Source organism: Streptomyces sp. Tek67B01, assembly GCF_055231995.1.
Genome location: NZ_JBUYUY010000001.1, coordinates 294,134 through 316,760, shown reverse-complemented (window position 1 = coordinate 316,760; position 22,627 = coordinate 294,134). Strand labels below are relative to the sequence as shown.

At 69.7% G+C, this 22,627-nt stretch carries 11 protein-coding genes and 2 pseudogenes; 6 read left to right on the top strand and 7 right to left on the bottom strand.

Going from position 1 to position 22,627, the window contains the following annotated elements; translation table 11 throughout:
- Position 1 precedes the first annotated feature (1 nt).
- The 3 genes and pseudogenes from ACV7NM_RS01545 to ACV7NM_RS01535 form a co-directional block, all read right to left on the bottom strand.
- Positions 2–6,214 carry an amino acid adenylation domain-containing protein gene (locus ACV7NM_RS01545; RefSeq protein ID WP_463408486.1) on the bottom strand — a complete coding sequence of 2,071 codons (6,213 nt, stop codon included), beginning with the start codon at positions 6,212–6,214 and terminating at the stop codon, positions 2–4.
- 267 nt (positions 6,215–6,481) lie between these two features.
- Positions 6,482–7,786, bottom strand: coding sequence for an ATP-grasp domain-containing protein (locus ACV7NM_RS01540; protein ID WP_463408485.1), 1,305 nt, complete (start codon positions 7,784–7,786; stop codon positions 6,482–6,484).
- Between the two features lie 318 nt (positions 7,787–8,104).
- Positions 8,105–8,654 (bottom strand): annotated as a pseudogene (locus ACV7NM_RS01535) (helix-turn-helix domain-containing protein).
- A gap of 94 nt (positions 8,655–8,748) precedes the next feature.
- Between ACV7NM_RS01535 and ACV7NM_RS01530 the strand changes: the two are divergent.
- Entirely contained in the window at positions 8,749–10,227 is a 1,479-nt protein-coding gene (locus ACV7NM_RS01530) for a hypothetical protein (protein ID WP_463408484.1), read from the top strand.
- Positions 10,224–11,084 carry an immunity 49 family protein gene (locus ACV7NM_RS01525; RefSeq protein ID WP_463408483.1) on the top strand — a complete coding sequence of 287 codons (861 nt, stop codon included), beginning with the start codon at positions 10,224–10,226 and terminating at the stop codon, positions 11,082–11,084. The genes ACV7NM_RS01530 and ACV7NM_RS01525 overlap by 4 nt, the downstream gene beginning before the upstream one ends.
- 360 nt (positions 11,085–11,444) lie before the next feature.
- On the opposite strand, the gene ACV7NM_RS01520 is transcribed toward ACV7NM_RS01525, so the two are convergent.
- On the bottom strand, positions 11,445–12,194 hold the full coding sequence (locus ACV7NM_RS01520) for a transposase (RefSeq protein WP_463408482.1): 750 nt from the start codon (positions 12,192–12,194) through the stop codon (positions 11,445–11,447).
- An 888-nt stretch (positions 12,195–13,082) separates the two neighbouring features.
- On the opposite strand from ACV7NM_RS01520, the gene ACV7NM_RS01515 reads away from it, so the two are divergent.
- Complete coding sequence (locus ACV7NM_RS01515) at positions 13,083–14,636, top strand: alpha-L-arabinofuranosidase B (protein WP_463408481.1); 1,554 nt, start codon at positions 13,083–13,085, stop codon at positions 14,634–14,636.
- Between the two features lie 642 nt (positions 14,637–15,278).
- On the opposite strand, the gene ACV7NM_RS01510 is transcribed toward ACV7NM_RS01515, so the two are convergent.
- On the bottom strand, positions 15,279–16,016 hold the full coding sequence (locus ACV7NM_RS01510) for an SDR family oxidoreductase (protein ID WP_463408480.1): 738 nt from the start codon (positions 16,014–16,016) through the stop codon (positions 15,279–15,281).
- Positions 16,017–16,108: 92 nt separating this feature from the next.
- On the opposite strand from ACV7NM_RS01510, the gene ACV7NM_RS01505 reads away from it, so the two are divergent.
- On the top strand, positions 16,109–16,972 hold the full coding sequence (locus ACV7NM_RS01505) for a LysR family transcriptional regulator (protein ID WP_463408479.1): 864 nt from the start codon (positions 16,109–16,111) through the stop codon (positions 16,970–16,972).
- A gap of 484 nt (positions 16,973–17,456) precedes the next feature.
- Entirely contained in the window at positions 17,457–18,929 is a 1,473-nt protein-coding gene (locus ACV7NM_RS01500; protein ID WP_463408478.1) for a glutamate--cysteine ligase, read from the top strand.
- Between the two features lie 19 nt (positions 18,930–18,948).
- Here the strand turns inward: ACV7NM_RS01500 and ACV7NM_RS01495 are convergent, their stop codons facing one another.
- Complete coding sequence (locus ACV7NM_RS01495; RefSeq protein WP_463408477.1) at positions 18,949–19,788, bottom strand: hypothetical protein; 840 nt, start codon at positions 19,786–19,788, stop codon at positions 18,949–18,951.
- A gap of 77 nt (positions 19,789–19,865) precedes the next feature.
- Between ACV7NM_RS01495 and ACV7NM_RS01490 the strand changes: the two are divergent.
- Positions 19,866–20,087, top strand: a pseudogene (locus tag ACV7NM_RS01490) (AbfB domain-containing protein); the annotation flags it as partial.
- A 217-nt stretch (positions 20,088–20,304) separates the two neighbouring features.
- On the opposite strand, the gene ACV7NM_RS01485 reads toward ACV7NM_RS01490, so the two are convergent.
- The gene (locus tag ACV7NM_RS01485) at positions 20,305–22,626 is read right to left on the bottom strand and encodes an ABC transporter permease (protein ID WP_463408476.1); all 2,322 of its coding nucleotides are present in this window, start codon (positions 22,624–22,626) and stop codon (positions 20,305–20,307) included.
- Between the last annotated feature and the right edge of the window lies 1 nt (position 22,627).

Here is a 22,627-nt window from a genome sequence, read left to right as displayed (position 1 = left end):
TTCAGACGGACGGGTTCCGGCGCGCGCCGAGGCCGTCCACACACATCTCGATCAGGTCGGTGGTATCACGGACGGAGCCGCCGGGGGTCTCGGCGATCTGCGTCAGGACGGCCTCGTACAGGCGCGCCAGGTCGTCCACCACGCCCTGTGGGAGGAACCTGCCGTCGGCGTTGAGGGTGATCTCCAGCGCGGAACCGTCCGGGTCGCGGCCCACGGTCGCGAGGAAGGGCGCGTCGGTGTGCTCGAACCATCGGACGCCGGTGAGGTGTCCACCACCGTGGGCGGCGTCCGCGTACGCGGGGAAGTCCGTGTAGTTGAACAGGGCGCAGTAGCGGGGCCAGTCGTCCGGGCCGTCGCCGGTCGCGGCGCAGCGGCGGTGTGCGAGCGCGCGCATCTCGAACGTGAAGACCTGGTCGATGAGCTGCGGCCACGTCTGGTCTTCGATCCGGACGCGGTGCGGCTGGAAGTTGAGGAACATCCCGACCAGTTCCTGCGCGTCGTCGGTCTCGGGTCGGCCGTGCGTGAACACCCCGGTCAGGACATCGGGCTCGCCCGTGACCAGGGCCAGCACCCTCAAGTGTGCCGCGAGCAGGAGGTACTTGAACGGGTGACCGGTGTCGCGCGCGACCCGGCGCAGCCGGGCTTCACGCTCGGGCGGGAGGGCGACGGTCGCCTCGGCCCAACGGGCGCCGCCGTCGGACGGGTAGCGGGGCAGCCATGCTCCGGGGTGGCCCGCGAGTACGTCGTGCCAGAACTCCCGCGACTGGGTCGAGGAGCGGGCGGCCGTCTCGGCCATGGCGTAGTCGCGGAAGGAGCCGGTCTCGTGGTCGGACCGGACGGGCCCTGCATCGGCGCCTGTTCCGCCGCCGGCGGACGCGCCGACCTCCGATGCGTACGAGAGGAGGAGGTCCCGGACGAGGAGGGAGAGGCTCCAGCCGTCGACGACCGCGTGGTGGAAGCTCAGCGAGAGCACGAAGCGGTCCGGTGCGACGCGGTGTGCCGCGAACCGGATGAGCCCGGGCTGTTCCCAGCGGAATCCCGAACCGCGTTCCTTCTCGAACCACTCGTCGGCCGCCGAGGGGTTGTCCACGGCGTCGACCACGGTGAGATCGGGCTCGACCGAGGCGTACACGAGCTGTCGGGGGACGGGTGACGCCGCCAGGTCGACGGCGACGCGCAGCGTCTCGCAAGACGCGGTCATCCGCCGCAGTGCCGCGCGCAGAAGGGGAGCGTCCAGTGGCAGCGCGACGCAGTAGGCGAAGACGTCGTGGTAGGCGGACTGGGCGGGGTCCCGCCTCGTCGCTCTGATCATCCGGAGCTGGGTGGCGGTGAGGGGGTAGGCGTCGACGACTCCCGGAGGGAGTCCGTCGAGTGACACGCCCGGGGATTCCCCGGCGCTGCCCACCGACTCCGCGGTCTCGGGCTCGGGCGCCCGCGCCGCCAGCCTGCGGACCAGGGCCCGCACCGTGCGCGCCTCCATCACATCGCGCAGCGCGGCACCGGGGAACTGCCTGCGCAGTTTGGCGAGGATGCGGATGGAGCTGATCGAGTCCACGCCGGTGTCGAGGTAGTTCTCCTCCGCCCCGATCGTCTCGCTGCCGACCACCTTCGCGATGATCGCGGCGACGGTACGCTCCGCGGCGTCCGGACGGCCGTCGGCCGCTTCCTGGCCCGCGTACCGTTCGAGGGCGGCCAGGAATTCGCCCAGGAACTGCTCCGCCGTGGAGGTCTTGACCCGCCCGGGGTCGTGCGACACGGCGAGCTGCGTCGCACCGGCGAAGTGGTCCCGGTGCACGTGGACGGTCATCGGGAAGCTGGTGAGTTCGAAGTACCGGGCGTTCTCGATCGTCACCGGGTCGCGCGTGGCAGCGGCCGTGTCACCGGCCGTCGCGTAGGAGTGGAAATCGGTGTAGTTGAAGACCACGTCGAAGAGAGCTCCGCCCTGCTGCCGCTCGATGTCGGCGAGGGGGAACCGCTGGAGCGGGACGAGTTCCCGTTCGCGTTCGAAGACCGAGGCCGGCAGCTCCGCGTCGTCCGCCTCGCGCACCTCGACGGGCAGCGGAAGGGTGTTCAGGAACAGGCCGACCATCTCGCTGCCGCCGGGCACGTCCGGCCGGCCGTTGCCGACCAGCCCGGTGACCACGTGGGACCTGCCGGTCAGGTCCGCCAGGGCCGCGCAGTGCGCGGCCAGATAGAGGGATTTGAGCGGGAGTCCGAGGGCCGCGGCGCGCAGGCGCAGCCGCTCCTCCAGCCCTGCCGGAACGGCCTTCTCCAGTACCGCGGTGTCCATCGTCGCCGGCGCCGCTGATCCGTGGTGGCCCGCCAGCAGCGTCGCGGAGAAGCCGTCGAGCAGCCTGCGCCAGGCTTCCTCGTCCGCCGGGCGTCGTGCGCTCTCGCGCTCCAGTGCCACGTAGGTGCCGTAGCCGGGGTCTGGGGCGGCGTCGGCCGTCCGTCCGGCGGGGAGCCCGGCGCAGCGGCGCCGGATCTCCTCGATGACGAGGGCGACGCTCCACCCGTCGAGGATCAGGTGGTGGAACGAGAAGGCCAGGTTGACACGGCCGTCGCCCCGTACGTGGGCGCAGAAGCGCAGGGGCGGGCCGGCGAGGTCCAGGGGGCGGCGCTTCTCGGCGTCGATCCACTGCTCGACCGCCCGGTCCTGCGCGTCGGTGGGCAGCCCGGTGAGGTCCACGACCTCCAGGGACGGGGCGGCGCCGGCCGCGTCCGGGCGGAGCACGACTTGGAGCGGCTCGTCGTAGCGCTCCAGGTCGAAGCGGGACCGTAGCTGAGCGTGGTGTGCCACGGTTTCCCGTACGGCACGGCCCAGTTCGGCCGGGTCGGCCACGCCGGCGAACTCGTAGTCGAAGATGTCGTGGTAGACGGGGGAGTCCTCGTTGAGCAGCGAGTGGTAGATCATGCCCGACTGGAGCTTCGTCAGCGGCCAGGCGTCCTCCGCCGCCGCGGGGAGCGCGGCCTTGTCGTCGGCCGTCAGCAGTCCGAACGCCTCGGTCGCGGCCGGGTGGGCAGACGCCGGGTCTTGTCGGGTCAGCGAGGCGGCAAGCTCCGCGATCGACGTGTGTGCGAACACTTCGCGCAGGTTGACCGCGTATCCGGCCGCACGCAGCCGGGAACTGACGCGCAGTGCCGTGATCGAGTCGCCGCCGAGGGCGAAGAAGTTGCTGTCCGCGCCGACCGGTTCCCGAAGGCCGAGAACGTCCCGCCAGGCACGGGCCACGTCCTGTTCGGCGGTCGTGGCGGGCGGGCGGCCGGCCCGTTCGGCCGATGCCGTGTGAGCCGTCGGCGAAGGCAGGGCACGCCGGTCCAGCTTGCCGTTGGGAGTGGTGGGCAGCTCGGGGACCTCGATGAGGTGGTGCGGGACGAGGAATTCGGGCAGCAGCTTCCGCAGCCGGGCACGCAGGTCGTCGGGGTCGAACGCGGTGCTCACGACGTAGGCGGCCAGCGCCTGCGCGGGACCCGACGCGTCCACGACGACGGCCGCGTCCTGGACGCCGGGCAGGTCGCGCAGGACCGCGGCGATCTCGTCGGGCTCGACCCGCAGACCGCGCAATTTGACCTGGTTGTCGATGCGTCCCAGGTATTGGATCTGACCGTCGGGCAGGAAGCGGGCCAGGTCGCCGGTGCGGTAGAGGCGGGCCCCCGGGGCCGTTCCGTAGGGGTCGGGGACGAACACCCTGGCGTTGAGGTCGTCGCGCCGGTGGTACCCGGTCGCCACCGCGACGCCGCCGATGCACAGTTCCCCCGGAACGCCGACCGGCTGGAGCTGTAGGTCCCGGTCCAGGACGTACAGCCGCACGTTGTCGATGGGCTTGCCGATGGGGACGAGCTCTCCGGGGTAGTCGGCCCGGCAGGGCCAGTGCGAGACGTCGATCGCGGCCTCGGTCGGGCCGTACAGGTTGTGCAGTTCGCAGGAGGGGAGCGTGGCGGCGAAGACCTCGATGGATTTGCGGGAGAGTGCCTCGCCGCTGCAGATGACCCGCTTGAGCGGGCCGCAGTGCCGGGCGAGTTCCTCCGCCTCCAGGAACACGTTCAGCATCGAGGGGACGAAGTGCACGGTCGTGACGGCCCGGGACCGGATGAGTTCCTTGAGGTAGTCGGGGTCCCGGTGTCCGCCGGGCCGGGCCACGACGATGGCGGCCCCGGTCATCAGTGGCCAGAAGAACTCCCATACCGAGACATCGAAGCTGTACGGGGTCTTTTGGAGCACCCGGTCCGCCCCCGCACCGTCGTTCAACGGGAAGGCGGACTGCATCCAGTGGAGCCGGTTGGCCAGCGCGTCATGGCGGTTGATCACGCCTTTGGGCCGCCCCGTCGATCCGGAGGTGTAGATCATGTACACGGGCGAGTCGGGGCCCAGCTCGCGGACGGGATCGGTGTCGTCCTCGTGGTCGAGGGACTCGTCCGGGAGGACGAGGAGCTGTGCGGCGGCGCTGCCGAGGGCCGGGAGGTGGTGTTGCTGGGTGAGGATCAGTGGAACACCGGCGTCCTGGATCATGAACTCGACGCGGGCGGCGGGGTATTCGGGGTCGATGGGCACGTACGCGCAGCCCGCCTTGACGACGGCGAGCAGCGCGATCACCATTTCCGCGGAGCGCTCCATGAACACCCCGACGAAGGGACCGGCCCCGGTCGCCGCGAGGATGGTGCGGATGCGGCTCGCCACCTGGTTGGCCCGCCGGTTCAACTCGTCGTAGGTGTACGCCTCGTCTTCGAACTCGACGGCCAGGCTGTCGGGGCTCCGGCGGACCTGCTCCTCGATGACATCGGCGATCGTGCCGTCCGGGTGGGCGACCTGCGTGTTGTTCCAGTCGCCGAGGATCAGGTTCCGATCCTCCTCCCGGGTCATCGACGGCGTGCCCACCGGTGCGTCGACGCCGGCGTCGGCCAGCGAGGCCAGCAGTCGCGTGTAGTTGCGCAGGATCCGCTCCCCGGTGTCCCGGTCGAACACATCCGTGTTGAACTCGAGCTCGAACTCGTACGCGTCCTCTGCCCGGTTGACGTACAGCATCAGGTCGAACTTGGCGGCTGTCCGGCGGACGGGGTGGTACCGGGAGACCAGTCGCGGGCCGAGGTCGATGGAGGGACGGCCGTCGAGCATCGTGAGCATCGTCTGGAAGACCGGGTTGTGGTTCCGGGCCCGCTCGGCCCCGAGTGCCTCCACCACCTTCGGATAAGGCGCGTCGCCGTCGTCCAGCAATCGCTCGGCGGCCTTCTGGGCGCCGGACAGCACCGTGCGGAACGTATCCTCCGGGTCCACGGGTACGAACAGGGGCAGGGTGTTGACGTAGCAGCCGACCTGTTGGAAATCCTCGACGCCCGGCCTGTTCAGCACCGTGGTGCCGATGGCGAACCCTTCCTGACGTGTGTAGCGGTGCAGCAACAGCGCATAGGCGGCGAGGAACACCGGGAACGCGGTGCTGCGGCAGGCGCGGGCGCATTCCTTCAGCAGCGGTTCGATGTCCGCGCTGGGCACGGTGATGGTCATGCTGTCGCCGCGGAAGGTCTGAACCGCGGGTCGCGGGCGGTCCAGTGGCATGCCGAGCAGTTCCGGGGCGGCGGCCAGCGACCGGCGCCAGCGCTCGACGGCGGCTGTCTGCTTCTCGTCTGCGGCCGCCGAGCGGCTCTCCGTGACGAAGGCGCGGAACGCGGCGCCGGAGAGGGGACGCTGCGGCGGCCTTCCGGTGGTCGCCAGGGTGCGGTAGTTCTCGCCTATCTCGTCGAGGATCAGGCGGATGCTCCAGTCGTCGATGACGATGTGGTGAGCTGTCAGGCCCAGGAGCCAGATGGCACCCGGTAGTGCCACCACGACCGCCCGCAGCAAGGGAGCCGCGCTCAGGTCGAACGGTCGCCGGTGGTGTTCGGCGAGCACCTCCTCCGCCCGGATACGGGCTTCGGCAGCGGTGAGGGTGCGCAGGTCGACTACGGTCGTACTGTCGGGAAGGGTGTCCCCGCCGGCGTCGTGCACCCGGGCCCGCGGTCCGTCGGGCGTCTCGTGGAACGTCGTGCGGAGTGCGTCGTGCCGCAGGACGGTGGCACGGATGGCGTGGCGTAGCGCGTCCGGATCGAGGTCGCCGGACGTTTCGAAGGCCACCGATTCGTTGTACGCGGGCTCGTCGGAGCCGGCGAGCTCATGGAAGAGCCAGAGGCTTTCCTGGGTGTACGAGAGCGTGCTTGCGCCTGTGTCCGGTTCCCCGGCCATACCGCACTCCAAACTCGGAACGAAACTCGGCTCGTTGAGGTGACGAGCGATGTAGATGCAAGGGATGGCGCCCTGCCGCACGAGGTCCGGGGCACCCGGGTGTTCCGGACGCGCGCTCCGGGCCGTGCCGTGCGGTGTCCGGTACGGCGGGCGGGGCGCCGCTGTCCACGTCCCGGCATGCCGAGGAGCCCGTGCTTTCCGGGCCCTCGCGATGACGGGGACTGATCCTGCGGGACCCGGCCGGGTGGGCCGGATCCCGGACCGCGGCTAAGGCGCCGTCACGGCCTCGTGGAACGGATCGAACACCTCGTCGTACGGGCGCAGGATGGAGCTCAGCGTGTCCGGCGCCGCCGCGTCCCGATCCGGACACTCGCCCGTGACGGGCTCGGTGTTGATGGAGATGTGTCCGGCGACAGTGCGGGCCAGACGGACGGCCGTGTCGGCGTCGGCGGCGCGTACGATGACGTGCCCGCAGCGATCGTCCGACCAGCGGAGTTCGGACACCACCGAACCCGCCTTCACACTCACCGACACCTCTTCCACCCCGTCGACGGCCCGCGCCGTGTCCAAGCCGGTGACGGAGGTGACGACCCCCGGGGCCGCGGTCAGGAAACGGATGGCGGCCGCGCCGCGGGCGGGGTGCAGATGACCGTCGAGCGGGGCACCGTGGCCGACGAGGCGATAGGTGGCCTCCTCCATGTCGACCCCGTACACCATCCTGACGAGATCATTGATCCGGTCGCCCCCGCGGCGGGTGTGCGATTCGACGACCCGCGGTCCCTCGGCGGTGAGGATGATCTCTGTGTGCGACGGGCCGTCCTCAAGACCGACCGCGTCGAGCAGCCGCACCGTCAATACGCGGATCCGGTCGAGCTGGTCCTCCGCCAAGGGCGCCGGAATGACGTGCCCGAGTTCCACGGTACCGCCCTCGGTGTCCTTTGCGGTCACCGCGATGATCGTGTGCCGACCCGATTCGGAAAACGCTTCCACGCTCAGTTCGGGACCGACCAGAAGCTTCTCGACCTGGAATTCACCGAGCTCGAACGACTGGCACCACGCCCATACGTCGTCGACGTCCTCGACCGACTCGATCCGGCGCACTCCGAGGCTGCCCGAGCCTTTGGTCGGTTTGACGATGGCCGCCCCGTTGGAGACGACGAACTCACGGAGCCGGGCCAGGGTGGGATTCACCTCATAAGGGACGGCCCCGATGCCCTGTTCGTCCAGTAGTGCCCGCATCGCGGACTTGTCGTGCAGCAGCCGGGCGCAACGTTCCGATGTGCCGGCAATTCCCAGGGTGTCGGTCAGATGACCGGCCACCAGCTGTGCTGCCTCGGTCTGTGTGACGATCCGCGTGATCGGTGCGATCCGGTGCAGCGCGGTGGCCATGGCGGCGGCGCTGGGCACGTGCTGATAGTCCACCAGGGCGAGCTGCTCGCAGTGTGGAATCAGTGTGGGATCGAACTGTGACGGCTTTTGCATATAGGCAACGTCTATACCGGCCGACTTTGCCTTCGAAACTAATCGGATGCTGTCCCCAATAACGAGCACGCGCCCCCGTAACACGATCATCTCCCCGTTTTCGATCGCTCTCCTCTGAAGCCGTCCGTGAGGCTAGCACAACCGCGGCTGTACACCCAGGGACCAAGCGAAGATCGGCGGGCAGCGTTGCCCGTGCAGGGCTCCTGCCTGCGGGGATGGAGATTGCGCGGCAGGAAATGTTCGTCTTGTGGACGACAAACTGTAACGATTCGTCGACGGCGTTCCACTTCCGCCTCTTCCGGATGACGAAGCGAAGGATCATGCCGCCTGTACCTCGTTCCTTGCGATGCCAGCGTGATCGGCGTGGTCGAGCGTGAAGTGGGCATAGGGGCGGATCAATGAGCTTCTTCAGCGTTGCCGCTCTAGAGTGAGGACGGCCTTGGCGATTGACGTCATGCGGTTGGGGCTGCACCGGGATCTGCGCCAGGACTTCAGGCGGGCGACGCCGCGTTCGACGGGTGCCCGTGCCGCGGCCAAGGCACGGTTGCGGGTCCCGGCCTCCGGGGTCGGTGACGACCTGCACGTTCACGCCGTGGCGCCGGTGTTTGTGGGAGTAGTCGGCCCGGCCGTCGCCGACCCGGTCGCACTCGGCGAGGGTCCCGTCGAGAAGGACGAAGTCGGGATCACGCTCGCGCAGCGTCTTGAGCAGCCCCGGCGCACGTGCGGCGAGCAGGTCGACGACCGCGTTGGTGTAGGCGTGGGCGGTGGACTCGCTGATCCCGAAACCGGCAGCGATCTTCGCCAGAGTGGTGTGTTCGCGCAGGTACACCAGTGCCACCATCGCGCGCTGGGACGGACGGAGCTTGCACCGCCGGTCGCCCTCACGGGTGACGATCAGCATGGTGACCCACTCCACGAGCGCATGCGGTAGGTCGAGTGCGGCAGGATGGATGACCAACGAGGCCCCCGAGCAACGTGATTGAGACGTCAGACATCTCGATCAACAGCTCGGGGGCCTCGCTCGTTGCGCGTCACGGCCCATCACCCGATCGGTGGCCAACTCGAAGAAGCTCAATGGCGTCCTTATACCTTTCAGTCATGATTCATTCAGCCTCTTCCAGCGCGCCGAGGACGCCAAGGTCGATACCGGCCCGACCACGGCCCACGCCCCGAAGGTGGAGGCCCCCGTCCTGGTGGGCGTCGGCGCCCACAACGCCGACAACGCCATCCGCCTCGGCTCCGACATGTCCGACCCGGTCCACGCGGCCGACAACGCCGCCCACACCGGCAACCACACCCCCGGCGGCCACGCCCCGGACGGCATGCCACGCAACGACCTCAACACCACCCCGGGCACCCCCCACCCGGGCGGCGACACCCCCTCCATCGGCGGCCACCCCGACGGCCCGTCCACGGGCAGCCACCACCCCGACAGCCCGGGCACCGGAAGCCACCCCGACGGCCCCTCAACCGGCGGCGCCCACCCCGACGGCCCGTCCACGGGCGGCCCCCACCTCCCGGACACCCCGGGCGCGGGCGGCCTGGACGACGCGGCGCGTGCGGGCGACGACGCGACCGGCAACGGCCCGGTCACCCGGGAACCGGTGGAGCGACCCAGCTTCATGCAGCACGGCGACAATCCCTACGGGCCGCACCTGACCGAGGCCCAAGTCGAAGAGATCCAGGTGTACCGGGCCAACGAGGAACCGGGGTATTTCGACGACTACTACAAGAACAACGGAAATCGGAAGAACCTCGATTTCGTAGACGAGAGCGGCAGCACGCCACCGCAGCTCACCAGGGCGGACGAGCATTCTCCCTGGATTCGCGCGAAGGACGCTCCCGAACCACCTACGCCGCACTATCTTGATCCCAAGTACGTGCACGAGGCTCCGGGTTCCGTCACCGATCCCGCACGTCTTGCCGGGCTGAAAGAAGCCACACGGAAGCGTTTCTATTCGGTATGGGCGGATCAGCTCGCCGATACGTTCAAGAAGGAAGCGGACACCAACCACGCGCTTCACGGCACCGAGGCCACCGCGCACGACTTGGCGGAGGGTCGCGAGGCGTACCGTCACTACCACAAGTCGATGATCGAAGAGACGGGTGCCCATGGCGAGTACGTCGCGGAGCACCACTACATCGCCGAGCGCTACGCCGGGTCCGCGAAGGAAACGCTGCACGGCCCCAAGAACGGCAATGACCAGTTCGACCAGGTGTGGCGCACTGCGGATGGTCGTTATGTCGTGGTCGAAGCGAAGAGCAGTGTCAACACCCAGCTCGGCCGTCGAAACCTCCCCGACGGCCGCAGTGTTTCGCAAGGTTCCCAGGAATATTTCTTCGACATAATCCGCGAAATGAAGGAGCGCGGTAAGACCATCCCGAGCGAGCGGAGGCTCGCGAAGGCGCTGGAAGACGCCTTCGATGACGGAAAGCTGGAATATGTGGTCGTCAAGGGCGACCGAAACGGGCTCCAGTACAGTGGCTACCAGTACCAGCGCTTCGACATCAGTAAGGGGACCCTCCGGTGACCACCATAGTCAGTAGGCACTTTGCGTCACCGGGGGCAACGGAAGAAGAGTGGGCCGAGTCGCTCGGTGAGGACCTGGCCGATGACATCGACAAGCTGGAGCGGCGCCCCCACGCCCTGGGGCGGGTCTTCAACAACGCGCTCCTCCACCTCGGCGCACGTTGCACGGTCGACCCCCGTGCGGCGAAGCTGGAGACCTGGGAAGCGGTCGTCAACGCCCTGCAGGTGGGATCCGCCATCTTCGCCACGGCTTCCGCGACCGAGGGGACCGTGGAGTGCCGGATCAACCGTCAGATCCGAACGCTGCCGGCCACGGGTAAGGATCAGGGCCTCACCGACCTCGGGACCTGGCTGACCACGTTCTGGCTCGCCGTGGTGTGCCGCGACCAGGCTCGGATCACCGAATTGGCCCGCTTCCCGCTCGACCGGCTCCATGGGGGCGGGTTCGACGAGTTCGTCCGGCACTGGGTCGACACGTTGCAGACGTACTGGCTGCAGGGGCCGGACTTGGTGGGGAAGTTGACCCGCGCCGTCGAGATGTCGACTCCGGGCATCGCCGTACAAGCTCCGCGGGAGCTGCTGGAGGGGGTGCTGGCACCTCCGATCAACCTCTTCTACCTGTTCATCACCCAGAACGCGGACGGGTTCAACGAGGCATTGGTGCAGGCACTGGAGCTACACAAGGCGTACTGGACGGCTGACGAGAAGCGGGTGGAGAGCCCGGGCGGTCATCTCGCGCTGGCCCCTTTGGCCATCGCGTGCTTCGCCTTCGACGGCAAGATGCCGATCGAGGTCGAGTCGGGCTACCTTCCGCACCACCTGCTGACCCGTGGGTGGCTCGGCGAATTCCCCATCTGACGGGCGGGCCGGTCGCTGGGAACCATCGAGACATCGCACGGCGCCAGGACGAGCGCGGTCATGACGCCCCTGAAGGTGGCGCACGTCCGGTGCATCGGCGACCCCGGCGCGGTCATACCGGAGACCTGGGAGTCCTGGCTGCCGGCAATGCAGGTGCACTTCCGCGGTGTTCGCGGCCACCGCCACGGACCGCGAGTCGGGCACCTGCGAGATCCGCCAGGAGGGCCGGGAACTCGCGACAGCCGGGCGGCAGTTCTACCTGAACGCCGGTACCTTGTCCAGGCCTCTACCTCGCCCTGATCTGCCGGTAGACCGCCCGCCTCGACGTGCCGGCCAAGGTGCCGGTGTCACTGAGCTTCTTCAGCGTTGCCGCTCTAGAGTGAGGACGGCCTTGGCGATTGACGTCATGCGGTTGGGGCTGCACCGGGATCTGCGGAAGATCCGCCAGGACTTCAGGCGGGCGACGCCGCGTTCGACGGGTGCCCGTGCCGCGGCCAAGGCACGGTTGCGGGTCTTCTCGGTGGGGGTGAGGTCTTGCCGGGGCCTGCGTTTGATGCCGGTGGTCAGCCAGGGACCGCCGCCCTGGTAGGCGAGATCAGCCACGATGGGAACGCCCTGGCGCTCACAGATCCGGATGATCCGGTGAGTGCGGGCGGCGGTCAGGTCGTGGGTGCGGCCCGGCAGGGCGGGCGAGAGCCACAGCAGCCGGCCTCCGGGGTCGGTGACGACCTGCACGTTCACGCCGTGGCGCCGGTGTTTGTGGGAGTAGTCGGCCCGGCCGTCGCCGACCCGGTCGCACTCGGCGAGGGTCCCGTCGAGAAGGACGAAGTCGGGATCACGCTCGCGCAGCGTCTTGAGCAGCCCCGGCGCACGTGCGGCGAGCAGGTCGACGACCGCGTTGGTGTAGGCGTGGGCGGTGGACTCGCTGATCCCGAAACCGGCAGCGATCTTCGCCAGAGTGGTGTGTTCGCGCAGGTACACCAGTGCCACCATCGCGCGCTGGGACGGACGGAGCTTGCACCGCCGGTCGCCCTCACGGGTGACGATCAGCATGGTGACCCACTCCACGAGCGCATGCGGTAGGTCGAGTGCGGCAGGATGGATGACCAACGAGGCCCCCGAGCAACGTGATTGAGACGTCAGACATCTCGATCAACAGCTCGGGGGCCTCGCTCGTTGCGCGTCACGGCCCATCACCCGATCGGTGGCCAACTCGAAGAAGCTCATTGATCGGGGAGGGCGGGCGTACTTCACGTTGTTCGTCGCCGGCCGGGCACGGACCCGTCTCCTCGACCACTGGACCCAGCGGCTGCGCCACCTGACTCGGTCTCCGCCGTCCTGCCTGGCCCGCCCACTCTGGGGTCGAGCCGGCAGGGTGCCGGATGGCCCGCGCGCCCACAGCGTGCCATTCGATCTTGATCAGCCGATCGCAGCCATCGCGGCGTAGGGGCGAGCCTCGCGGTGGCAGGCGGCCGGTGTCAGGGCTGGGTTGGTGACGTGGCGATGAAGCCGCCGCGCGGGCAAGGCGGTTCGAGACCGACGGGGCGCTCGGTGTGAGCCGCACCCTGGCTCGGGGCACCAACACCACCCACCTGACCGGGGGCCCCGCTGCTCGCCCCCTACGGCTGCGCCCACCCCATCAAGACCGCCAAGGGCTGCTCCAGCCGTCCGGGAACATCGGCTTCACAGCAGGAACTTGCGGCTCATGACGCGTTGTGCCTCGTATGACTCACCTCGGCTGTGCGCGTACGACCCCCGGCGGCGTGTTGGGGTCATGGTGTGGGTGCGATGGTCTTCCGGGACGGGTGGGGGCCGCCGTCATGCAGTTTTGATGTGTGCGGCACGTCTTGACGCCATGTCAGTGTGTGGTGATAGTGAGTGCCACTTGGTGTGGGCAGCCGCGTACCTCCCCTCAGAATTACAGGTCTGCCATCGCTCGTACCAGAAATTGTTAGCGCTAACAAAGCTCTCCTCCCATCCGACGTGCAGGAGCTCTTTATGGCCTTCCATCAGTTGATCAGCCGTACGCGGCGCACCCTTCTCGCTGCCGGAGCGACGGTCGCACTCACCGCCGGGTTCATCACCGGTACGGCTGCCACTTCGCAAGCCGCCACGCAGGGGCCGTGCGACATCTACGCGGCGGGCGGTACGCCCTGTGTGGCGGCGCACAGTACGACGCGGTCACTGTACGGTTCGTACGGTGGCGCGCTCTACCAGGTCAAGCGCGCTACGGACGGCGCACTCAAGGACATCGGCGTGCTCAGCCCCGGCGGCTACGCCAACGCCGCCGCACAGGACGCCTTCTGCACCGGCACCAGCTGCGTGATCACCGTCATCTACGACCAGTCCGGCAAGGGCAACCACCTCTCCCAGGCGCCGGCCGGCGGGGCGGCCGGCGGGCCGGACGACCTGGCCAACGCGGTCGAGGCCCCGGTCACGGTGGGCGGTCACAAGGCGTACGGCGTCTACATCGCGCCCGGAACCGGCTATCGCAACAACCACACCAACGGCATCGCGGTCGGCGACCAGTCCGAGGGCATGTACGCGGTCCTGGACGGAACGCACTACAACGGCGGCTGCTGCTTCGACTACGGCAACGCCGAGACCAGCAGCAATGACACCGGCAACGGCCACATGGAGGCCATCTACTTCGGCAACATCAAGGTCTGGGGGTACGGTTCCGGCGCCGGGCCGTGGGTGATGGCAGACCTGGAGAACGGACTGTTCTCCGGGGTCAACGCCCGGTACAACGCCAACGACCCGAGTGTCAGCAACCGCTTTTTGACCGCGGTCGTCAAAGGGGCGCCGAACCAGTGGGCGATTCGCGCGGGCAACGCTCAAGCGGGCGGCCTTTCCACGTACTACAGCGGGCCTCGGCCCAACGTGGCGGGGTACAACCCGATGCACAAGGAGGGTGCGATCATCCTCGGCATCGGCGGCGACAACAGCAAGGGCTCGGCGGGCACCTTCTACGAGGGCGTCATGACCTCCGGCTACCCCTCGGACACTACCGAGAACGCTGTCCAGGCCAACATCGCCGCCACCGGATACAGCAGCGTCGCCACCGAAGCCGGCGCCCTGACACCGGGTTCACGCGTGTCACTGCGAGCCACGACGACGTGCTGCAACCGCGACTTCCTCACCCATGCCGACGCGGACGACAAGGCCACCATCTCGCCAGTTGATTCCGCAAGCCCTTCCGCCCTCAAGGCCGATGCGACGTGGATCGTCCGTGCCGGCCTGGCGAACAGCTCTTGCCTCACGTTCGAGTCGCTCGACAAGCCCGGCCGGTTCCTCCGGCACTACAACTTCGAGCTCCGCCTCGGCGCGGACGACGGGGGAAGCCCGTTCGCCCAGGACGCCACCTTCTGCCCCACCGCCGGTAACAGCGGGACCGGCTATTCCTTCCAGTCGGTGAACTACCCAACGAAGTATGTGCGCCACTACAACTACTCGGTCTACGTCGCCGGCAACGGGGGAGCCAACAGCTGGGACAACAGCACCAGTTGGAGTGCCGATACCAGCTGGCTGGTCGCCCAGCCCTGGAGCTGAGCCGCCTCGCTCGGCGGACGGGGGCGGGGGCGGGACCCGGCCGGTTGCGGCCGGGCCCAGGTCCGCGGCGACGAGAGGGCCGTCGTCGTCGGTGGCGCCGCCTTCAGGACGGCGGATACGGATGGCTCCGAAAGGACGGAATCCGGGCGGAACTCGGCCGCATGACGACCGCCGCCACGCAGGCGCACCCCCTCCCGGCCGCTGCCCCTACCTCCCTCCGGGCACGGCTGCGCCGGCGCTGGTCGCAGCGGGCTGCCGTGAGAGAAGGCAGGTAGCGCGCAGTCGCAGTCCCTCGGCCGACAGGCCAGAGCTTCGCCATCCGGAGCGGCGCCATGAGTGTGGACCTGAAGCGGGCAGGGACGGCAACCGGACGACCCCAGCGACGCCGTGCTCGACGTATCCGCCGCCGAACCGCTTGTATCGGCGGCCCCGTCCTGCGGCGAGACCAAGAAGGATTAAGGAAGTCCGACGGGATCCGGTTCACGCCGGGCGGCATGGTTCTGGCGGTCGCACCGCGTCGCCGGAGATCCCGGTCGGTCTGGTCTCTGTCGGGCAGGCGCCTGACGCTGTCTCAGTCGATCCGGTCCGTCCGCACCGTTTGGTGGATTTGCCGGGGCTTCGTCGGCTCAGGGCCGTTCGTGATCACCAGGGGACGACGCCGTCGTCCTCGAAGAACGAACCGGTCGGGCCGCCGTCGGGCAGGGTGGCGAGTCGGATCGCCGTGGCGGCGCCCTGTTCAGGGGTGCGGGGTCCGTGGAAGCCGGTGAAGTCGGTCGCGACCAGGCCCGGGCAGGCGGCGTTGATCAGGATGTTCGTGCCGGTGAACTGCCGGGCGTACTGCACGGTGAGGGCGTTGAGGAACGACTTCGACGGCGCGTAGGCCGCCATGATCGGGCCTATCTCGATGTCCGGGTCCGCCTGCCGGGTCAGGGAGCCGACGCTGCTGGAGACGTTGACGATGCGTGGCGAGGCCGAGCGCCGCAGCAGTGGCAGCATCGCGTTGGTCACCCGGACGACACCCATGACGTTGGTATCCACGACCGTGTGGAGCACCTCCAGGTCGAGCGCGGTCGGGTCCTGCTCCCACCCCGGGCCCATCTCCCCTGAGATGCCTGCATTGTTGACCAGGGCGTCCAGGTGTCCGGCCAGTCGTTCGATCATCTCCGCGGCATCGGTGACGCTCCGGTCGTCGGTCACGTCCAGCGGTACCCCGAACGCGTCCACGCCGAGGGCGCGCAGCTTCCCGACGGCGGTTTCGCGTCGGGTCTCATCACGGGCCCCCACGCCCACCCGGTAGCCGAGGCTGCCCAGCCCGGCCGCGATCTCGTACCCGATGCCCTTGTTCGCGCCGGTCACCAGCGCGATCATCGTTTCGCTCATGCCGATGATGGTGGCTCGCGGACGAACAGTGCGGCCAACACCGATACGGTGTCCTGTCATACCTGCCGGGTATCACCGCGTATGCTGCGGCCGTGGACACCCTGGAGACCCGCGAGTTGAGGTACTTCGTGGCCGTCGCCGAGGAATTGCACTTCGGGCGCGCCGCCGAGCGCCTCGGCATGGCCCAGCCGCCGCTGTCGCGGGCTATCCAGCAGCTCGAACGGCGCCTCGGGGTCTGCCTGCTGCAGCGCAACCGCCGCGGTGTCCGCCTGACCGGCGCCGGAGAGGTGCTGTTGCACGAGGGCCGGGCGGCCCTCGACGCGACCGCCGCCGCCGCTCGCCGCACCCGGCGCGCCGGCGGCGCCGACAGCCCCGGCGGCCCCCGTAACCGGCTGGTCCTCGCAGTGAAGGCCGCCGCGTCCCACGAACTGCTGCGGAAACTTCTCGACGCCTACGCGGCTGAGCCCGACAGTGCCGAGATCGAGGTGCTGCCGTGCGGCATTTGCGAGCAGGAAGAGCTGCTGCGCGACGGACGCGCCGATGTCGCGCTCATGCACACGCCGTGGAACTCCCTCGCCGGGTTCGACAGCGAGGCACTGACGACCGAGGGGCAGGTCGCCGTCCTGCCTGCCGCGCACCCCCTCGCCGCCCGCGAGACCTTGTCCCTGGCCGATGTCAGGGACGTCCCCGATCTGCCGCTCGCCCGCTGGCCCACCCGCGGCACCTATGCACCCGGCCCTGGCCCCGAGATCCACAACCAGACGCAACTGGCCCAGTTGATCGCCCTCGGGCGCACCGTGGCGGTCGTCCCCGACTCCGCCCGCTCCTGGTTGTGGGCCGAGCACACAGCCGTCCCCTTGACCGACGCGCCGCCCATCGTGACCCACATCGCCTGGCCCGCCCACAGCCGCTCCCTCGCCGTGGCCGGTCTGATCCGCGCGGCCGTAGGGCTATGACCAGCTCCTGTCCCCATCGGTCAGTGCCCGGGACGGCTCAGACACCACCGGGGTTTGCGGGACCGGAGAAGCAGACCCGCGAGACCAGGCTCCGGCCCTTTCGCCGTATGCGCGTCCGGGGGGAGGGGGACGGGGCCTGGGCGGCTTCGACGCCCAGGGCGGTCAGCCGTACCTGCTGTCCGGCCGCCCGGGTAGCACTCCGGCGTGCGGCGGCCGTGACGTCTCTCCGGACTCAGTCGCCTACACGATCGTGCCCCGGGCTTCCTGCGGGGCACCGGTCTCCTTGCGGGGAATTCCACCCTCTTCCGGAAGGCCGACTTCTGATCGACTGACGCGCGTTCCCTCCCCGGCGGGGGCATCTCCACCCCGTGACGGCTGCCGCCGCAGCCAGCCGCCGCGGGCGCTGCGGCGTGCGGCGTGCGACGCTGGAGGAAGAACGTCCACGAGCACCCGGACCCGAGCGCCGGGTGACGCGGGAGGTCCGATGGGACGCGATGTCCCGGCGCTGATGTTCACCCGGGAGGACCGGCGCCGCTACCGGAACAAGACGCAGTCCTGCCTCGACGCGTTCGCCCGCATGCTGCGCGAGGCCCGTTTCGACTACGAGCGGCCCCAGGTCGGCCTGGAGATCGAGCTCAACCTGGTCGACGGTTCCGGCGAGCCGGCCATGTGCAACAGCGACGTTCTCGCCGCCATCGCAGACCCCGCCTGGTCGACTGAGCTGGGCCGCTTCAACCTGGAGATCAACCTTCCGCCCCGGCGGCTGGCCGAGGGCGGTCCTGACGCCTGGGAGCGTGAGATCCGTGACGCGCTCAATCACGCAGAGGAACGGGCCGCGACGGTCGGCGCCCACCTCGTCATGATCGGCATCCTGCCGACGCTCCAGCAGAAGGACGTGGGAGGGCACGCCCTCTCGGAGAATCCGCGCTACCACCTCCTGAACGAGCAGGTGTTCGCGGCCCGCGGCGAGGACCTGCGGATCGCGCTCGACGGGGTGGAGAGGCTGCGGGCCTACGCCGACACGATCACCCCCGAGGCGGCCTGCACCAGCGTCCAGTTCCATCTCCAGGTCGCCCCCGACGACTTCGCCGCCTACTGGAACGCGGCGCAGGCCATCGCGGGGGTCCAGGTCGCCCTCGCCGCCAATGCGCCCTTCCTGTTCGGCAAGGAGCTGTGGCGAGAGACCCGTATCCCGCTGTTCGAGCAGGCCACCGACACCCGCCCCGAGGAGATCAAGGTGCAGGGCGTACGGCCCAGGGTGTGGTTCGGGGAGCGCTGGATCACCAGCGTGTTCGACCTCTTCGAGGAGAACCAGCGCTACTTCCCCGCGCTGCTTCCCCTCTGCGAGGACGAGGACCCGCACGCCACCCTCCACGCGGGGAACGTGCCCGAGCTGGCAGAACTGAGTCTGCACAACGGAACCATCTACCGGTGGAACCGACCCGTGTACGCCGTCGCCCACGGCAAACCGCACCTGCGCGTGGAGAACCGGGTGCTGCCGGCCGGGCCGACCGTGGCCGACATCCTCGCCAACGGCGCCTTCTACTTCGGCCTGACCCGGGCGCTGGTCGAGGAGGAGCGCCCGGTGTGGTCCCGCATGTCCTTCTCCGCCGCGGAGGAGAACCTGCACCTGGCCGCCCGGCACGGAATCGACGCCTCGCTCTACTGGCCCGGCATGGGTGAGGTCCCGGCCGCCGAACTCGTCCTGCGCCGACTGCTGCCGCTGGCGCACCGGGGCCTGGAAGCCACGGGCATGGACGACATGTGGCGTGAACAGCTGCTGGGCGTGATCGAACAGCGCTGTGTGTCCGGGCGCAACGGCGCCACCTGGCAGTCGGAGATGTTCCACCACCTCGACGACAACCTGCGCCGCCACGAGTCGTTGCGTCGGATGACGTGCCAGTACATGGACTTCATGCACATGAACGCCCCGGTCCACAGCTGGCCCGTCGACTGAACAGTCCTCTCGCCCGGTCTCAGCCTGCGCCCTCGTGCGCGCCGACCTTCCGGGAGACCGCGTCCTGGAGCGGTGTCATCCGGTCCACCAGCTGCTGGAAGTCAGCGGTCCGGCCGTCGGACCACTGGCCCATGGCGACCACCATGACCCGGCCGTGGCCGGTGAAAGCCTGCACCAGCCCGCTGTCCGCGGGCAGCGTCGACAGACCCGATCCGGGAGGCGGAGCCTGAACAGCGACCTGGTAGTCGTCGAAGGCCATCGACAGTTCGGTCACCAACCTCAGAGTGTCCTGCGGGTCCTTCATCGTGAAAACGGCCATGTTGTACTGGTTGTTCCGGTCGTCCTTGTAGAGGGCGACCTGCTCGCCGACGCAGCCGGCGCTGTCCTCGATCATGGCGGCCAGCCGGCGTCCGACCTCTTCGGGCTCCGTGCAGGAGTCCATCACCCTCGAGCCCAGCCGGGTGAAGGTGGCCGCGGAAGCACCCTTGACCTGCTCCGGGAACAATTCGGCGAGCGGCATCACAGCAGGCGCGCCGGCGACCGCGGCCGTCGTGCTCCGCGGCGGCGCGGACGACGGCCGCGCGGTCGACGGCGCGGCGGACGTAGCCCTGGCAGGTGTGGGCGCGGCCGGAGCGGGAGCGGCGGTTCCGTTGCCGGGCGAGGCTCCGGCGTACTTCAGCACGGCGAATGCGGCCACCGCCGCCACCAGTGCCAGTGCCAGGTTCAGCGGCCATACGCGCCGCGTCCGGGGCGCGGGCTGCTGACCCGGGCTTTCTGCTTCGAACCGCCGGACGAAGTCATTCCACTCGTCCGGGTCCGGGTCGCTCCGACCCGTGGGTATCTCGTTGTTGTCAGGCACCCGAGAACCTTAGTGATCAACCCGACCCAACTGAATAGCGGCAGGTCACAGCCGTATTACTCTGCCGCCTCGGCGCGGACGACGGGGGAAGCCCGTTCGCCCAGGACGCCACCTTCTGCCCCACCGCCGGTAACAGCGGGACCGGCTATTCCTTCCAGTCGGTGAACTACCCAACGAAGTACCTGCGCCACTACAACTACTCGGTCTACGTCGCCGGCAACGGGGGAGCCAACAGCTGGGACAACAGCACCGGTTGGAGTGCCGAGACCAGCTGGCTGGTCGCCCAGCCCTGGAGCTGAGCCGCCCCGCTCGGTGAGCGGGGGGCGGGAACCGGCCGGTCCCCGCCCCCCGCCGTCGGACCTACTGCTCGTGTGCGCCGGCTGCCCGCCCTGTTTGGTCCTCGCCGGCTCCACCACCTTCGGCCGCGCCGGGACCGCTGTCGGCTGCGCCCCGTGCAGCGGCGACGGCCTGGGCGGCGGGAAGCAGGGAGTCAAGGTTGACAGCCCCTCGGCGGGCTCAGAGCGTCTCGCTCAGCGAGTCCGCCGGCCTCCGCCGCGCCGTCCGCGTGGCCGGCAGGGTCGCCGCCGCCACCGCACCCAGCACCGCTCCGACGATCACCGTCAGCAGCACGGGCAGTGACGGCGGCTGGGCGATGCCCGCGCCGATCCCGCTCGACGCGCCTTGCGCGTCCACGAGCCAGCGGCCGCTCACAACGCCCACCACCGTTGCGGCCACGGCGGAAACGAGCGCGGTCAGTCCGGCGGCCGCCACGATCATCGAGCCGATCTGCCGTGGCGTCAGCCCCATTGCCTTGAGTGCGAGCAGGTCCCGGCCCCGGTCGCGTACTCCCGCACTGATCAGGGTCAGCAGTTCGATCAGACCGATCAGCGCCAATACGGCGATCAGGGCGGCGATCACTGCGCGTGCCGGTTGCAGCCGGTCGGCCGGATTGGGCGTCTCCCGAATCTCCAGCTTTCCCCCGGTCGCCGCGGCGAGCGTGCTCCTCACGGCCCGAGGATACGCGCCCTTGCGCAGCAACAAGGCCTGGAAGTGAGGCCGTAGCCGCGGATCACGCTCGCGCAGCGCGTCCAGGGTGGTGGTGATGACGCGGCCACCGGAATCGGGCTCGATGCTTCGGCCGACGAGGTGCAGTATCTGTGGTCGTCCCTCGACAGTCATGCGTACCCAGTCACCGACCCGTACGCCGAGGAGGTCCAGCAGTCCCTGCCCGGCCACCGCCTCGTCCGGGCCGGTGATCGCCCGTCCCTCCACCACCGTGGAAGGGTAGGGGCGTGCGGTCGTACCCAGCCCGCGGAGCGTGACGGTGCCGGTCTGCCCCGGCACCAGGGCCGCCATCTCGGCGCCGGGATGGACCGCGGCGACGCCCGGGATCGCCGCCAGGGTCTTCTCCAACTCCGCGTCCGACGGCCCGGTCGGCTGATCGGCCCGTACGGTCAGGGCCGCGGACAGGCCCATCTGCGCGGGCCGGCTGCGGAACTGGTCCAGCGTCGACCACGCGACGAGCGCCACCGTGATCAGGAGGAGTGGCAGGGCCAGCCGGCCCACGGATGCCAGCGTCCGGGCACGGCGCGGGAACGCCGCGCGCCATCCGAGCACGAAGGCGGCAGGCACGCGCATCCCCAGGGCCCGCCTGCCCAGGGCGGTCATCGGCGCTGCGGCCGGCAACGCCGCGCGGGCCGCGGGCAGCGGTGGCACCCGACCGGCCCGCCAGGCCGAGACGCCCGTGGCAGCCGCGATCAGTAGGACCGAGCCGCAGGGGACGCCGATCATCAGCGCCGTGTGTCCAGGCAGGTCCTGCCAGACCGCCGCCGCTTCCCCGACGTGCCCCGGTATCCGGGCGCCCAGCAGGGCGATCGCCGTCGTGCCGAGGGTGACCCCGAGCAGCGCGAAGGCCGAATGCTGTACGAGAAACCCGCGGGCCACCTGGCCGGGAGTAAAGCCGACGGCCTTGAGGATGGCTATGTCCCGGAGCTGGCCGCGAACGCGCGTACCGACGGCTCCGGAAGCGGCGAGTGCCGCCGCGAGCAGCGCACCGAGACCGAACACGGCGAACATTTGTCCGAGGAGCCGGTCGTCCCCGCCCGCTTCCCCCCGGGCCTGCTGCCACTTGGTCACCTGGGCGACCCGGTCGGCGCCCAAGGCGGTCACCGCACGCTGGACCATGAAGTCGGTGTCTGCCGGATCCTTGAGGCGCAGCCCCACACTCTGCCCGGTGTCCGTGGGGGCGATCGCGTCGAGGGTGGGGGAGAGCACCCAGCCGATGCCCGGTGCGCCGCCCGGTTGGTAGCGGGGTTCGGGCACCTCGGCGATGCCGGCCACCCGTAGTTCGTGGGGGGCGCCGTCCGGTCCGGTGACCCGCACCGTCTCGCCCGGCTCCGCCCACAGCGCCCGTGCGACGGAATTCTCCAGCACGACGGCCGCGGCCGTGTTGTCCGCCGCGGGCAGCCAGCTGCCCGCGGTGAGGAGCGGCCGTCCGATCTCGGGGGGCCGCACCGAGGCCGCTCGCAGTGTCACCCCGGCTCGCGCGCCGCGCGACTCGACCGTCGTCGCCGCTGTGCGGTAGGGCCCGGAGAGGGCCGCGACCCCGTCCAGGTGGCCGAGGGCGGCCACGTCCGCGGCCCGGGCACGGGTGTGCAGCCAGATGTGCGCGCCCTGGGACTGGTTGAAGATCCGCTGCCACGGGTTCGCGGCGTAGCTGAACATCGCGCCGGCGAGCAGGAGCGAGGCGATGATCCCGGCACTGGCCACGACGACGAAGAGGGCTTCCCCGCGGTGTGCTCGGAAGTCGGCGTGCGCCCAGCGCAGAGTAGCCCGCACG

What these genes read in the sequence shown, in the direction of transcription:
- ACV7NM_RS01515 (WP_463408481.1), top strand. Translation starts at nt 13,083, where the DNA reads ATGGCCTTCCATCAGTTGATCAGCCGTACGCGGCGCACCCTTCTCGCT.
- ACV7NM_RS01510 (WP_463408480.1), bottom strand. Translation starts at nt 16,016, where the DNA reads ATGAGCGAAACGATGATCGCGCTGGTGACCGGCGCGAACAAGGGCATC.
- ACV7NM_RS01545 (WP_463408486.1), bottom strand. Translation starts at nt 6,214, where the DNA reads ATGGCCGGGGAACCGGACACAGGCGCAAGCACGCTCTCGTACACCCAG.
- ACV7NM_RS01540 (WP_463408485.1), bottom strand. Translation starts at nt 7,786, where the DNA reads ATGATCGTGTTACGGGGGCGCGTGCTCGTTATTGGGGACAGCATCCGA.
- ACV7NM_RS01500 (WP_463408478.1), top strand. Translation starts at nt 17,457, where the DNA reads ATGGGACGCGATGTCCCGGCGCTGATGTTCACCCGGGAGGACCGGCGC.